A 14706-nucleotide genomic window follows, 5' to 3' on the forward strand; every position below is an offset into this window, starting at 1 on the left:
CATTCGGTCAGTTTTTAAAAGCAATGCTTCTTATACTCCGGAATGCGAGAGTGTAAGATTACTATATAACAAAGGTGGTGAAAGAATGGAATATAGTAAGACCTTTTACACTAAGGAACTGCAGACATTAAGCGGAACGCTCATCATCGAGGGGCCGTTAAGCGGCGAAAAAATGTCAGCTTATGAGTTTCACGAAGACTTGGTCGCCTTTCGCCCGCCTGCTTTGCAGCATAAAGCGTTAATAGAGATTGCAGACTTGCCTGAGGGCAGGATCTTTATCGCCCGCGAAAATGAAACAATCGTGGGTTATGTAACTTACTTATACCCCGATCCCTTGGAGCGCTGGTCTGAAATCAAGATGGAGGACCTGATTGAGCTTGGTGCAATCGAGGTCATCCCTAAATACCGGGGTGCCTCCGTCGGGAAGAACCTAATCCGCCTTTCCATGGAAGACGATTCGGTTGAAGACTTCATCATCATCACCACTGAATACTATTGGCATTGGGATTTGAAAGGGACAGGTCTGAATATTTGGGACTATCGCAAGGTCATGGAAAAAATGATGAGTGCCGGTGGTTTGGTTTACTTTGCAACAGATGATCCTGAAATCAGTTCCCATCCGGCCAACTGCCTGATGGCCCGTATTGGCAAAAGGGTCCCGCCGGAATCCATCCAGAAATTCGACCAATTGCGTTTTATGAATCGGTTTATGTATTAAAGAGGCGAGTAAGAGGAGGAAGGAAAATGATTGTTGAAACAATAATGAATGAGGATATTATCACCCTCACTCCAACGGATACAATCCATAGCGCTGTTTTGATCATCAAGGAGAAGCGAATTCGCCATATCCCCATTGTCGATGACAGCTTTCAACTTGTGGGATTAGTCAGCGACCGTGATATTCGGGATGCTGCCCCTTCTATATTCCGTACCGAAGAATACAAAAATGATTTACAAAAACCACTGTCAAGCATCATGAAAACGGAAATAATCACAGGGCACCCACTGGATTTCGTGGAAGAAATCGGGGCTGTTTTCTGTGATAACAATATCAGCTGCCTTCCAATCGTAAAGGGAAGGAAGTTAGTGGGCATCATAACCGGTTCTGATTTACTTCATTCATACGTTGAGTTGACTGGAGTCAATCAGCCCGGTTCCCAAATCGAAATCAGAATCCCCGATAAGGCAGGTTCCCTTCATGATATTGCCCATATTTTCAAAAGGCGCAATACGAATATCCTGAGCACCCTTGTTTATCCTGAAAAAAATGGAACCGACTATAAAATTCTTGTAATTCGTGTACAGACGATGAATCCATTTATGGTGGTGGAGGATTTGAAGAAAGAAGGCTATACCGTTTTATGGCCTAGTCTACCGGGGATTTCACATGAATGATACATCCCTTTTCGTTTATTCGGATGAACTCCTTACCTACAAATTCAACGATGAGCATCCATTCAATCAAAAACGGCTTAAACTCACGCTTGATTTATTAAAAAAACACCATGCCATCAATGATGATCAAATTATCAAGCCCAGAATGGCAACCGATGCAGAATTGGAACTGATTCATGATCACCATTATGTAAACGCTGTCAGATTGGCAGGCCAGGGAAAGCTCCCCCCTGAAAAGGCTGTAAATTATGGGCTAGGAACGGAGGATACCCCTATCTTCCCCAAAATGCACGAAGCAAGTGCCTTGCTTGTAGGCGGTACCTTGACGGCTGTGGATGCAGTCATGACCGGTCAGTCCCTGCACGCACTTAATCTTGGCGGTGGCCTGCATCACGGTTTCCGCGGGAAAGCCTCGGGCTTTTGCATTTACAACGATAGTTCGGTCGCGATTAAATACCTGCAAAAAAAATATGGGGCGCGTGTCTTGTATGTCGATACCGATGCACATCATGGTGATGGAGTCCAATGGTCATTTTATGATGATCCGGATGTATGTACACTATCCATCCATGAAACGGGTCGCTACTTATTTCCCGGCACCGGCAATATTAACGAGCGGGGCCAGGGCAAAGGCTACGGCTATTCATTCAACATCCCGGTCGATGCGTTCACTGAAGATGAATCCTGGCTCGAATGCTACAGGGCTTCCTTTAAAGAGGTCATTGAATTCTTCAAACCGGATGTCATATTAACGCAAAACGGAGCCGACTCCCATTATTACGATCCGCTCACCCATTTATCAGCCACCATGAAGATTTATAGGGAAATACCAAAGCTGGCCCACGAAATGGCCCATAAGTATTGCGAAGGACGGTGGATTGCAGTGGGCGGCGGCGGATATGATATATGGCGCGTCGTCCCGAGGGCTTGGGCGAGGGTCTGGCTTGAAATGACGAATAATGATATATCAGGTCCCCTTTCAAAGGAATGGCTCGATTGCTGGCAGCCTGAGTCCCCTGTTCCCCTGCCGAATGAATGGGATGACATGGAGGATATATACGAACCCATTCCGAGGAAGCCTGAAATTACCGAGAAGAATGCCCTGACGCTTGAAAAGGTCCTTTATCCCATCAGGTCTAACAGGCAAACAACGAAAAGCAATGAACAAAGTTAACCAAAAGATCGTTGAAAAACGATCTTTTTTGTTCGGGCAAACATTAGAGAAACAAAAAGAGAGTGCCCTCGGGACACTCTCCAAACCAGTTTATTTCGTTGATTGACGGTTTTCAATCCGATGTGGCAGGATCACTTTTTCAAGACCTTCCTCCACTTGTTCTTTATTCATCAACTTTGTAAGAAGCCTCATCGCAACCGCACCAATATCATATAAAGGTTGAACGATCGTCGTGATTTGCGGACGCACCATCAATGTCAATCTCGTGTTATCGAAGCTGATCACTTCAAAGTCTTCCGGTACATTATACCCTTTGTCCTGAGCGGCATGGACAATTCCAAGCGCCATTTCATCAGCACCGGCGATGAATGCTGTCGGTCTGTCTTCAGCTTCCAGGTACTTTTCAAAAGATTCAATTCCTGAATCATATGTATAATCACCTTCAACGACATAACTTTCATCAAATGAAAGCCCAGCTTCTTTCAATCCTCGTTTATAACCAGTCAATTTCATTTCATTAATCAGCGCGGAAGGGTTTCCGCTTACAAAAGCGATATTCTTGTGGCCTTTTTTAGCGAAGAAGGTCACTGCGTCGAATGCCGCCGCCTCATAATCAATATTGACCGATGGAACTTGTCCGCTTTCATCCACCGAACCTGCCAGAACGATTGGAACAGGTGAATTCTTAAACTCTTTGACATGCTCATCAGAAATGTTGCCGCCCATGAATACGATACCATCCACTTGTTTTCCAAGCATCGTATTCAGCAAATGGAATTCCTTATCTATATTCTCATCAGAACTGCTTAGAATGATATTGTATTTATACATGGTGGCTATATCTTCTATGCCCCGTGCCAATTCTGCAAAAAAGATGCTTGAGATATCCGGGATGATGACCCCGACTGTAGTCGTTTTCTTTGAGGCAAGTCCCCTTGCCACTGCATTGGGACGGTACCCTAACTTCTCAATTACATCTGAAACTTTCTTCCTTGTTGCAGGCTTTACATTTGGATTCCCGTTAACTACGCGGGAAACGGTGGCCATGGAAACATTCGCCTCACGCGCCACATCATAAATGGTTATATTATTCATTCATCCATTCCTCCATTTCTTTCATTTTCCCCATAAAAGACCCGAATTATTTCGGAAAATAATCTTTTATGCGTTTTTCTCTATAAGGAAGATTATTTTAGGAACGATCTGCCTAACAAAAAATGCAGTCCTACTCTCTTCTCAGTCAAATATTCAATACCCTATTCAAGTATAAAATTCACATAGATATCACTTTATGTATGACTCAATCTTCCGAACAGTTCTCATTCTTGTTATTTATCATACGATAGTCGAATCTTTCCTGCAATCCAATAGTGCTCATTTCGAAGCTTTTTCTGCAAAAACAAGTATTTTACCATTAAAAAAAGCCCTTGCCAAGTTGGTAAGGGCCGTAAATAGATCATTTAAAGACTTTCTTAGCTTATACAGTTACCCAGTTCAAACGTTTAATTTCTTCGTAGAATTCATCAAATTGTTTGAAGTCCATTTGCTGTGCAGAATCCGATAAAGCAACGGAAGGATCTGGATGCACTTCAGCCATAACACCGTCAGCACCGATTGCAAGAGCCGCCTTAGCCGTAGGAAGCAGAAGATCGCGACGTCCAGTTGAATGCGTTACATCAACCATGACCGGTAAATGAGTTTCTTGTTTTAAAATCGGTACAGCAGAGATATCAAGTGTATTTCTTGTTGCTTTTTCGTAAGTACGGATACCGCGCTCACAAAGGATGATGTTGCCATTGCCCTGCGACATGATGTATTCCGCTGCATGAATGAACTCTTCAATCGTTGCAGCCAGTCCACGTTTTAAAAGAACTGGTTTATTTACAGCACCTGCCGCTTTTAGCAAGTCGAAGTTTTGCATGTTGCGCGCCCCGATTTGGATGACATCGATATGATCGATCGCCGCTTCGATATCGTTGGCACTCACGATTTCACTGATTACAGCCAAACCGTATTCATCAGCAACACGTTTAAGTATTTGTAACCCTTCCAAACCAAGCCCTTGGAAGTCATATGGAGATGTACGTGGCTTAAATGCACCGCCGCGCATCAATTTCAAGCCTTTAGCTTTAATGACTTCCGCCACCGCAGCTGTCTGTTCATAAGATTCAACGGCACATGGTCCGAAAACGAAGCTAGGGATCCCGTTACCGACCAATTCACCCTTAATGTCGATGATAGTGTCTTCAGCCTTTTGTTTTCTCGACACAAGAAGCGTTTTCTTCTGATCATCTTTTTGTAGCTCCAAGCCCAATTTAAAGATTTCTTTGAAAATATGTTTAATCGAACCAAGATCAAGCGGTCCTTGATTATTGGCTTCGATAAGATCCAGCATTGTTCTTTCACGGACCGGATCGTAACGGTTTACACCTTGTTTTTCTTTAACGCGACCAATTTCCTGTACAAGTTCAGCACGTTGATTAATAAGATGTAATAACTGAAGGTTCACATCATCCAGTTGATTACGAAGTCCATCAAGCTCTTTGTTGCTCATTACAAATCCATCCCTTCGTTTTTTAAAATATAAATCGGTTCAGCAGACTCAAACTTATAAAATCCCATATGGATCCACCCCGATTGTTTTATCAATGAAAAATTTAGAATATTTCATGTATGATTAAATCAATTATAAATGAAGTGCCCATAAATGTCACTATATTTTTCTTTAATAATTAAACGCTTTTAAGCATTAAAGTTATAAATGCATAAAATCAGGTGTTACACATGCAGGAAAAACGATTTAGACTGAATATTGGAACAATCCGTTGTAGGAATTATATTGGAAATAGAACAAGAAAGCTATAATTTAATTGATATTTTATCTCAAAGAGCATTGGACCATGATCAAATCGTCTGCCACTTGAACAGGAAGGGCCTTTAAAGAAAAGGTTTCCCCTGGAGATCGTTTAAAATTCCCATGACCACCAAATCCAATAATAAAAGGCCGGACCCCTTGCCAAAGGGATCCGGCCTTCATGAATCATTCAGAGATGGCCTTGCTCAATGAATCATATGTAATACGCCAATGGGACTCATTCCAGGTCGGTTTTCCACTTTTAAAAAGGATGGCCTGAGGTGATTGATGTTTGACATCAAATGTTTCTGCCACATAATTGGATAGTGGACGAGCTTCCTGAACGGCTAAATAGGCCGTTTTAATTTGTGCGTTCTCTAAGATGTACCTCTCATATTGTTCAAATGCTTCAGCGCTGACCGGGCATGTTACGCTATGCTTGAAAAGCAGGAATGTATCCTCTTTTAGCAGCTGATTGAATTGTTCTTCTGTTTCGATTTTGCTCATGACCATAATACATTCTCCTTCCTTGTACATATAAATTTTACCATCAAAAAGGCGATGAAGCCATTGAAGCACTTCACCGCCTTATTCTTCGTCCCTTTATGCCTCTTCATCCCCATTAAAGGAATTCAAGGAATATTATTTCTTTAGATTATTCTCTGTTTCATCAAATGCCTTTTTCGCTTCATCTAGTTTTAATTTTGCCGCATTCTTGTTTCCGCTTGTAGGATCGGCAGGATTATTTGCCGAATCATTGCCGTTAGCAAAGTTCGTTTCGACGGATACGATAGGAGAATCGGAAGTTCCGGTTACATCTATATCCTTATTGCTCGAATTCGTCGTATCATCAGCTGCGTCGCCGTTTTCTTTACCCGTTTTTAGGCTTTTCACTTTATTGACGATATTTGAAGATTTATTGGAAACGATTTCCGTGACAGAGCTCGTTTTCTCTTTTGCTGTATCAGCAAGTACTGTACCTTTTTCCATCGCCGTTTGTCTTAATCTTTCCGTTTTCTCTGAAATGTTTCTAGCCTGTTCATTGAAGTCATTCCTTAATTCCTTGCCTGTTTTCGGAGCCATGAACAAAGCTGTAGCCGCTCCGATCATCCCGCCGATCAAGGCGCCAATCATAAAGTCCTTCGAATTGATCGAGTCGCGTTCGTCCTCATAAGATTTCTGATAGTCCTTTGCCGCAAATTCTTTTTGAGTCATAATACATTCCCCTTTCAATTTTAAGTTCATTTTTTTACCTTGATTTTAAGATCTAGAACGTAAAAACCTTTTTTTAGGCAGGTTATCTGTTTCCAGTGCTTCCCTTTCTAACTCCGCCCTTTCGGTTGGAGTCGGGGCAGCCTGTTTGCTTCTCGCCTTCCACTTGTCTCTGATCTCCATGGCAACATTGCTCCATTGTACAATTTGTGAGATTCGGTCTTGATTATTATCAATCTCAGCCTGCACTTTATGGGAAACCTTTTGGATGGAAGAATTGAAGCTAGAGATGGATGTTCCTACATCCTTCACCGCATCCACCACCGTGTTCAGGTTTTCTGACTTGTGCTGCAAATCTTCAGCCAACGTATTCGTTTTATGTAATAACTGAGTAGTTTCGAGCGTTATGCCCTGCATTTGGCTCTCTAGTCCTGTCAGCGTCCGGGCCACACTGTCCAGGGTAGTTTGAAGTGATGTCAGTACCTTTGTTAGGAAAATAACAAGTACCAAAAAAGCTATCGCTGCAACAGCAGCACTTACGTATAAAATAATCTCCATTGGAACACCTCCGAAAAAAATCGACTTATTTAATAGCTGTTAGATATTAATTACCCCTTCCCTAATATTATAAACGTATTTATTTTTTCAATATACCCTATCAAACCCTAATCTGGAAATATTGTTGTCTGCATCCAGTTCCTCCGTAAATTCATGGGTCACACTTATGGCAGGAAATCGGGTATGATAGAAAAGATAAGTCGAATTTAAACAATGGAGGTATTTTTTATGAAAGATCCCAGAATTGGTACATTGGCCAAAAACTTAATCAATTATTCCGTGAAGCTTCAAAAAGGTGAAAAAATCTTGATCGAAAACTTTGGATTGCAGCGTGAACTTGTTAACGCACTTGTGAATGAAGCCTATGCAGCAGGTGGTTACCCATTCGTCCTTTTAAAGGATCACCAAGTGGATCGTGCCTTGCTGATGGGTGCCAAAGAAGAACAGTACAAGCTGATGGGTGAGTTTGAAGCAAACGTAATGAACCAGATGGATGCTTATATCGGGCTTCGTGCCGGGGATAATATCAATGAACAATCCGATGTCCCTTCAGAGAAGATGGCGATTCATGGACAGACAGTCGGTAAAGTACATAGAAATATCCGCGTGCCAAAAACAAAATGGGTCGTACTTCGCTACCCGACAAATTCCATGGCCCAATTAGCCAAAATGAGCACAGAAGCATTCGAAGACTTTTATTTCGAAGTCTGCAACCTCGACTATGGCAAAATGAGCGCAGCAATGGACAACCTTGTTGAATTGATGGATAAAACGGATAAGGTCCGCTTGACTGGGCCCGGTACGGACCTAACCTTCTCCATCAAAGACATTAAAGCGATCAAATGTGCGGGTGAGCTGAACATTCCTGACGGTGAAGTATATACGGCTCCGGTTAAGGATTCCATCAATGGAGTGATTTCGTATAATACTCCGTCCCCTTATCAGGGTTTTACTTTTGAAAACGTGAAGTTAACATTCAAGGATGGAAAAATCGTTGAAGCGGTTGCGAATGATACAAAACGCATCAACAAAATTTTTGATACTGATGAAGGCGCACGATATGTCGGTGAATTTGCAATTGGTGTAAATCCTTATATTCTACACCCGATGCAAGATATCCTCTTTGATGAAAAAATTGATGGAAGTTTTCATTTCACTCCCGGACAATGCTACGATGATGCCTTTAACGGAAACCATTCAGACATTCACTGGGACCTGGTCAATATTCAGCGACCTGAATATGGCGGCGGGGAAATCCATTTTGATGACGTCTTGATACGTAAGGACGGACGCTTCGTTTTACCGGAACTGGAAAATTTAAATCCAGAAAATTTAAAATAACGTAAAAACCAATAAAAAAACGACCGACCCTCTACAGCGGGTCGGTCGTTTTTTCATTTTACCTGCAGTGAATGCTCATAGGCTGCTTGGAACTTTTGAATGTCCCCTGCACCCATGAATAACACGACACTGTTTTCATGATTTTGCAATATTGATGTTGTATTCTCCGTAATCAGCTCAGCACCGGGAATCTTATCTTGAAGATCTTCAATCGATAACTTCCCTTGATGTTCACGAGCAGATCCAAAAATTTCACATAAGTATACTTTGTCGGCCAAATTCAAGCTGTCGGCGAATTCATCAAGGAATGCCTGAGTTCTCGAGAAAGTATGCGGCTGGAATACCGCAACAACTTCACGCTCTGGATATTTCTGACGAGCCGAGTCGACAGTTGCAAAGATCTCGGTCGGATGATGTGCATAATCATCAATGATGATCTGACTTCCGATTTCCTTTTCGGAGAACCGGCGTTTAACTCCGCCAAAAGTCCGCAATTGGGCTTTCACAGCTTCCGTATCCAAGTTTTCATATTTACAAAGTGCAATGACACCGAGTGCATTCAACACATTATGCTTTCCAAAAGTAGGAATAATGAATGTATCATAGTAATTGTTCCTTACATGCACATCAAAAGTCGTGCCATCCGGAGTGACGGAAACATTTTTCGCTTGAAAATCATTTCCTTCTGCAAATCCGTAAAAAATAACCGGTACTTTCGCCTGAATATGTGGTAAATGTTCATCATCCCCGCACGCAATGATGCCTTTGTTGACTTGAAGGGCCATCGTTTGGAAAGCCTCGAACACGTCTTCGACATTGGCGAAATAATCAGGATGATCGAAATCGATATTCGTCATGATTGCATAATCCGGATAGTAGGAAAGGAAATGACGGCGATATTCACATGCTTCGAATACGAAGTAATCAGAATTCGCGATTCCTTTACCCGTTCCATCCCCAATCAAGAAGGATGTCGGTTTAGCGCCCCCCATCACATGGGCAAGTAAGCCGGTCGTCGATGTTTTACCATGCGCTCCCGTAACCGCCACGCTGATGAAGTTTTTCATGAAATCACCTAGGAAACGGTGATAACGGATGATCGGCAAATCAAGTTCTTTTGCCTTCACGATTTCCGGATGACTATCCGGAAACGCATTTCCTGCAATGATGGTCATTCCAGGTTGAATATTTTCCTCGTTGAAAGGAAGGATTTTAATCCCGGCTTTTTCTAATGCCAATTGTGTAAAAAATTCTTTTTCGTAATCGGAACCCTGCACTTCAATATTCATATCATGCAGTATTTGTGCAAGAGCACTCATACCCGATCCTTTAATTCCCACAAAATGGTAAGCAGTCATAAAGCGAACCTCCACCAATCGTCTACCTGTATGACAGTATATGACGTCATCTTTTATTTGTTTTTTCATTACGAGACTTGTTAGTAACGCAATTTCTTCATAGGTTTTTCAAGCTTATATTTTCAATCATTCATCAACAAAAAACTATTATATCACTTTTTTATTCATTCATCCATGTCAGGCAGATGCCAATTTATCAAATCATTGGCTTTTACCTTAATTAAGGTGATAAAAAAGGGTTTTCACCCTTTCACATTATATACAATTTCCTTTTATTAGGTTCTCTTAATTAACATGTAAAAATTCCAGTTCTTCTTCCGTAATCAATACATCCCTGGGCCTTGAGCCCCTGGATTCGGAAACTACTCCATGTTGCTCCATCATTTCTATTAGGCGCGCTGCACGGTTGTAACCGACACGGAAGCGCCTTTGGACACTAGATGCAGATGCAGCCTGCTGGCTCACGACAAATTCACATGCCTCGAAAAACAGTTCATCCGCTTCTTCCGTGACCTGGGCCCTGTTCAGCAAGTCTTCCTGCTCGAACAGGTATTTTGGCTGCTGCTCCAGTTTAACATGGTTGACGACTTGGTCGATTTCTTCATCACTCACAAAAGTCCCTTGCAGGCGCACCGTTTTTGAAGAGCCGTTTTCAGCGAATAACATATCTCCTCTTCCCAATAATTTTTCTGCACCGCCGCTATCGATGATCGTACGGGAGTCGACTTGTGAAGAAACCGAAAAAGCGATCCTTGTCGGGATATTTGCCTTGATCAATCCAGTTATGACATCGACTGAAGGTCTTTGAGTGGCTACAATCAAATGGATGCCGCAGGCACGGGCCTTTTGGGCAATCCGGCAAATCGCTTCCTCTACATCAGCCGGGGACATCATCATTAGATCCGCAAGCTCATCGATGATCACCAGGATATAAGGCAGCTTGCTTGAATATTGACCGGCTTTTTCCGCTTGGTCATTAAAGCGGGTGATATCACGGACACCGGCATGTACAAACAATTCATAACGCCGTTCCATCTCCTCTACAGCCCACTTCAACGCAGCCGTAGCGGCTTTTACATCGGTTATGACTGGACTGACCAAATGCGGGATCCGGTTATATGGGGCGAGCTCAACCATTTTCGGATCGATCAATAGCAATTTCAACTCCTGCGGCGTCGCTTTATAAAGCAAGCTTACCAGCATGGTGTTGATACAGACACTTTTCCCCGATCCCGTTTGCCCGGCTATCAAGCCATGCGGCATCTTTCTCAAATCCGTGATGATCGGCTGACCGGATATATCGAGTCCTAAAGCCACAGCAAGCGGTGATTCATGCTCTTGAAACTCAGTACTTTCCAAAACCTCCCGCAAAAATACCGGTTTGCTTTTCCTATTCGGAATCTCGATGCCAATTGTATGTTTACCCGGAATAGGCGCTTCCATCCGCATATCCTGAGCAGCTAGGCTTAATTTGATGTCATCCATCAGGTTCGTCACTTTATTCACCTTCACTCCCGGTTCCGGATGCACCTCGAAACGAGTTACTGCCGGTCCTTGAGTGACATTGACTACCTTTGCACGGACATTGAAATTCTTCAATGTCTCATCAAGTAATAAAGTCTGTTCCTCGAGCCACACATCATCATGCACAGCATAAGTGGGAGGTGTCAGCAATTCGATATTCGGAAACACATAGTATGGATTTTCATTTTCATCCGCTTCCACGGAGCCAAAAACTGCCGGGATTTCGCCCTTACTGCTTTCTGCCGCTGCCTCTGTATAAACTGCTTCTTGATACCCGGTTCCAGAAATGGGGGATTCCTGTTCCAAGAGCGGCTTAGGGTTGGAACCGATGTTGGATTCGACTGTATTTTCAGGCACGGCGACGGTTTCGGAACCAATCTTAGTGTCCGAAAAGGTAGGTGAAATGTCCGGAGTCTGCTCTTTCGGCATAACTCTGCCTTCCTCCGGTTTCCATTCAGGAATGGTGGATGGTTTCGCTTGTCCTGCCTCCATTTGGGCAGCATCATCCATTGGCCGCTTATCAGATGAAACTACTGCCCTTTCCGAATTAAGGCTTTTTTTTTCCGGCATCATTTTATTCATGAAAACATTTTTTTCCCGATCTTGCTTAAGCATCATCACATTAAATGGGATATGTTTTTTCGGACGTTTGTGCTGCACTTCAGGTATTGCCTCAGATGGGTCTTCAGGCATTATCCCTTGACTAACGGATGGTTGATTGGATTGTACAGCAATCTCCCCAGGAACCGATATCGCTTCAGGCGGTGTGTCGTCCGTCTGTTCCATGATGGATACAGCGACTTCGCGTCCAAAATCGACTTCGTCCTGGTCAATAGCCTCTTTTTCCACCGCAGGCTCAATTATGTTAGGCTCGATTACTGCTTGTTCTGGAAGTGTCTCAATGGAATTCCTGCGAAAGAAAGCGGGTATCTCCGAATCTTCCCGTTTTTCTTCCGCTTGTTCCGGTATAAGAACGGATGGTTCTGTCGTCAATTCCTCATGTGACACTTCTTTTGGGATTTCAGGAATCGATACTGGAATCCCGATATCGGGTTCTTCTTTTTTAAGGATAGGCATTTTGCTTTCCAGTTCATATTCGACAATTTCTTCAGAAGCGACTATTTTTTTTTCCGGACGACGGAACCCATAAATGGGTGAAGGGATTTCCGTCGGCCGGAATGGAGTATTTGAAGGGACTATTTTTGAGACTTCCTCCCGTTCGAAGTTTCTCCGTTTTGGTTCAGGATCCCTCACAGGCCTTCTCGTTTCTTTGGCCGCGTTCCCCTGTTTGGGTTCATGATCTTCCCTGTTTCTTTCCCTAGGCTTTCTTTTGTTCTGTTCACGGTCTGGAATGAGCGGAAACTTGAACTGCCCTTTTGGATATTGAAACAGGATTTTCGTATCAGGGTCTGGCGTCTGCGACATTTTTTCCACTTTTTGATTGTAAACCTTTATTTCTTCTTCCTTTGACTTCGAAAGCTTTGAAAAATCCATTTTCCTTAATGTCTCTTCATCAAGCGGTTCATCTATAATAATTTCTTCGATTTCGATAATTTCCTCTGCTTGGAACCATTTTTTCATCTTATTTAGCCATTTCAAAACTATCACTCTTTCTACATCTGTAGTTATGTAACTAATTCTACCAGTTATTTTAAAAATATCGAGAAAATTTAAGCTAAATTGGGATTAGTATCTATTTTTTTGCCGCACTCTTACTAACTAAACGTATTTCGCAGAACTCCTACCCTATTAAACCCCTTCTGGAATGAGTTTAAACCTACCCATCGCGAAATAACATTAGCCCCTAGTCTACTATTTAAATAAAACACCGCTGTTAAATCGCGTTTACAAAGAGATTAAGTTTTCATGCGGAGCAAGAAGCAAACTGGTCAATTCATTGAAGCATCCTTCACGAAACCTCCGGTGGCATCCTGAAACCCATAAAACACCGTTCGTTAATACCGAACGGTGTTTTGTGGGTTTCTGCATTTTTTTACAAACAAATATACCAATGGGACTATTCCCATTCATAAAAATTGCATACAACTTGGGCCACTGATTTGGATGCGATCAAAAGGGCATCTTCATCAATGTCGAATTTAGGATGGTGATTGAAATATGCCTTCTCCACCCCTTTCGGTTTACAGCCAATGTAAAAGAAGCAGCCAGGAATCTTTTCTGCATAATACGAAAAATCCTCTGAACCTGAGAAAACCGGAAATTCCAAAACCTTCTTAATATCTTTGTCTTTCATGCTTTCCAGACTATTTTTCACGAATACAGTCAGTTCAGGGTCATTAAATAACGGAGGATAATCAGGCACATATGTTAGCTCGCACTGAACATCAAATTCCGTTTCTATCCCTTTGACGATCCGGTGGATTTCCTTATCGATCAGCTTTTGGGTTTCTGCTGTCATATAACGGACATCCCCTTCAATTTCTATACGATCTTTAATGACATTAAAGCTTCCTTTTCCATCGAAGGAGCCGATTGTGACCACGCCCATATCAAAAGGGTTCAAGCGGCGGCTGATTACAGTTTGTACGGCTGTCACGAAATGGGCGCCTGCCACAATGGCATCATTAGCCATATGCGGGGACGAACCATGGCCGCCTACACCCTTTATCGCCAACTTGAAATAGGTCCGTCCAGCCATCGAATAGCCGCCGTGATACCCGACAACTCCTGCTGGATGGGACGGAAATAAGTGGATTCCAAAAACGGCATCCAGTTCATCCAAAAACCCTGATTCCATCATGCTTTTTGCTCCACCTGGGGGTGTTTCTTCTGCATGTTGATGGATTATTTTTATCGTACCGGATAGGGAATCTTTAAGCTCATTGATGCAGTCTGCCAGAACCAATAAATAAGCGGTATGCCCATCATGTCCGCAGGCATGCATAACACCTTCATTTTTTGAACGGAACGGGACATCCGCTTCTTCTGTAATCGGCAATGCATCGAAATCTGCACGGAGACCTATCGTTTTCCCAGGTTTTCCGCCTTCGATCGTTACGATGATCCCTAATCCATTTCCTACATTCGTTTGAATCGACACATCCTTTCCCTTATAAAAATCAATGATATATTGTGCCGTTCTCTCTTCTTTGAAGGATAGTTCCGGATTCTCGTGTAAATGACGGCGGATTTGAACCATTTCCCCTTTACGGGCTTCCAGCATGTTCATTAATTTGCTTTTCACGTTCACAACTATTCTCCCCCTTATTTGTTGGTCAGGTATGCCTTTCGTGGCCCATGTATAGCATTTATACATCATGCTCTGTTAA

12 protein-coding genes are annotated in these 14706 nt (G+C 42.7%); 4 read left to right on the forward strand and 8 right to left on the reverse strand.

Features of this window, described 5'->3' with window-relative positions; all coding sequences use genetic code 11:
• Window positions 1–85: 85 nt before the first annotated feature.
• From ABOA58_RS20165 to ABOA58_RS20175, 3 genes are read left to right on the forward strand one after another with little or no spacing between them, the layout of a single operon-like run.
• Entirely contained in the window at window positions 86–718 is a 633-nt protein-coding gene (locus tag ABOA58_RS20165) for a GNAT family N-acetyltransferase (protein WP_034309235.1), read from the forward strand.
• A 26-nt stretch (window positions 719–744) separates the two neighbouring features.
• Window positions 745–1395 carry an acetoin utilization AcuB family protein gene (locus ABOA58_RS20170; RefSeq protein WP_214748659.1) on the forward strand — a complete coding sequence of 217 codons (651 nt, stop codon included), beginning with the start codon at window positions 745–747 and terminating at the stop codon, window positions 1393–1395.
• Window positions 1388–2569, forward strand: a complete 1182-nt coding sequence (locus ABOA58_RS20175) for an acetoin utilization protein AcuC (RefSeq protein ID WP_350299731.1) — start codon at window positions 1388–1390, stop codon at window positions 2567–2569. The genes ABOA58_RS20170 and ABOA58_RS20175 overlap by 8 nt, the downstream gene beginning before the upstream one ends.
• 90 nt (window positions 2570–2659) lie before the next feature.
• Here ABOA58_RS20175 and ccpA read toward each other — a convergent pair whose 3' ends face one another.
• The 5 genes from ccpA to ABOA58_RS20200 form a co-directional block, all read right to left on the reverse strand.
• Window positions 2660–3664: a catabolite control protein A gene (ccpA, locus tag ABOA58_RS20180; protein ID WP_350299732.1), complete on the reverse strand. Its 1005-nt coding sequence runs from the start codon at window positions 3662–3664 to the stop codon at window positions 2660–2662.
• A 382-nt stretch (window positions 3665–4046) separates the two neighbouring features.
• Window positions 4047–5123 (reverse strand): bifunctional 3-deoxy-7-phosphoheptulonate synthase/chorismate mutase, encoded by a 1077-nt coding sequence (locus ABOA58_RS20185; protein ID WP_101222960.1) that lies wholly within the window; start codon window positions 5121–5123, stop codon window positions 4047–4049.
• Between the two features lie 486 nt (window positions 5124–5609).
• Window positions 5610–5936 carry a bacillithiol system redox-active protein YtxJ gene (gene ytxJ / locus ABOA58_RS20190; protein WP_350299733.1) on the reverse strand — a complete coding sequence of 109 codons (327 nt, stop codon included), beginning with the start codon at window positions 5934–5936 and terminating at the stop codon, window positions 5610–5612.
• A gap of 129 nt (window positions 5937–6065) precedes the next feature.
• Window positions 6066–6638: a YtxH domain-containing protein gene (locus tag ABOA58_RS20195; RefSeq protein WP_350299734.1), complete on the reverse strand. Its 573-nt coding sequence runs from the start codon at window positions 6636–6638 to the stop codon at window positions 6066–6068.
• A 45-nt stretch (window positions 6639–6683) separates the two neighbouring features.
• A complete protein-coding gene (locus tag ABOA58_RS20200) occupies window positions 6684–7193 on the reverse strand; it encodes a DUF948 domain-containing protein (RefSeq protein WP_101222962.1) in 510 nt (169 codons plus the stop codon).
• 228 nt (window positions 7194–7421) lie between these two features.
• On the opposite strand from ABOA58_RS20200, the gene ABOA58_RS20205 reads away from it, so the two are divergent.
• Window positions 7422–8534, forward strand: a complete 1113-nt coding sequence (locus tag ABOA58_RS20205) for an aminopeptidase (RefSeq protein WP_350299735.1) — start codon at window positions 7422–7424, stop codon at window positions 8532–8534.
• 53 nt (window positions 8535–8587) lie between these two features.
• Here ABOA58_RS20205 and murC read toward each other — a convergent pair whose 3' ends face one another.
• From murC to ABOA58_RS20220, 3 genes are all read right to left on the reverse strand, one after another.
• On the reverse strand, window positions 8588–9892 hold the full coding sequence (murC, locus tag ABOA58_RS20210) for a UDP-N-acetylmuramate--L-alanine ligase (RefSeq protein ID WP_350299736.1): 1305 nt from the start codon (window positions 9890–9892) through the stop codon (window positions 8588–8590).
• Between the two features lie 285 nt (window positions 9893–10177).
• A complete protein-coding gene (locus ABOA58_RS20215; protein WP_434547744.1) occupies window positions 10178–13015 on the reverse strand; it encodes a DNA translocase FtsK in 2838 nt (945 codons plus the stop codon).
• Window positions 13016–13433: 418 nt separating this feature from the next.
• The gene (locus ABOA58_RS20220; protein WP_350302919.1) at window positions 13434–14621 is read right to left on the reverse strand and encodes an amidohydrolase; all 1188 of its coding nucleotides are present in this window, start codon (window positions 14619–14621) and stop codon (window positions 13434–13436) included.
• Between the last annotated feature and the right edge of the window lie 85 nt (window positions 14622–14706).

The organism is Peribacillus frigoritolerans (assembly GCF_040250305.1).
GTDB lineage: Bacteria > Bacillota > Bacilli > Bacillales > DSM-1321 > Peribacillus.

What these genes read in the sequence shown, in the direction of transcription:
- ABOA58_RS20165 (WP_034309235.1), top strand. Translation starts at nt 86, where the DNA reads ATGGAATATAGTAAGACCTTTTACACTAAGGAACTGCAGACATTAAGC.
- ABOA58_RS20170 (WP_214748659.1), top strand. Translation starts at nt 745, where the DNA reads ATGATTGTTGAAACAATAATGAATGAGGATATTATCACCCTCACTCCA.
- ABOA58_RS20175 (WP_350299731.1), top strand. Translation starts at nt 1,388, where the DNA reads ATGAATGATACATCCCTTTTCGTTTATTCGGATGAACTCCTTACCTAC.
- ccpA (WP_350299732.1), bottom strand. Translation starts at nt 3,664, where the DNA reads ATGAATAATATAACCATTTATGATGTGGCGCGTGAGGCGAATGTTTCC.
- ABOA58_RS20185 (WP_101222960.1), bottom strand. Translation starts at nt 5,123, where the DNA reads ATGAGCAACAAAGAGCTTGATGGACTTCGTAATCAACTGGATGATGTG.
- ytxJ (WP_350299733.1), bottom strand. Translation starts at nt 5,936, where the DNA reads ATGGTCATGAGCAAAATCGAAACAGAAGAACAATTCAATCAGCTGCTA.
- ABOA58_RS20195 (WP_350299734.1), bottom strand. Translation starts at nt 6,638, where the DNA reads ATGACTCAAAAAGAATTTGCGGCAAAGGACTATCAGAAATCTTATGAG.
- ABOA58_RS20200 (WP_101222962.1), bottom strand. Translation starts at nt 7,193, where the DNA reads ATGGAGATTATTTTATACGTAAGTGCTGCTGTTGCAGCGATAGCTTTT.
- ABOA58_RS20205 (WP_350299735.1), top strand. Translation starts at nt 7,422, where the DNA reads ATGAAAGATCCCAGAATTGGTACATTGGCCAAAAACTTAATCAATTAT.
- murC (WP_350299736.1), bottom strand. Translation starts at nt 9,892, where the DNA reads ATGACTGCTTACCATTTTGTGGGAATTAAAGGATCGGGTATGAGTGCT.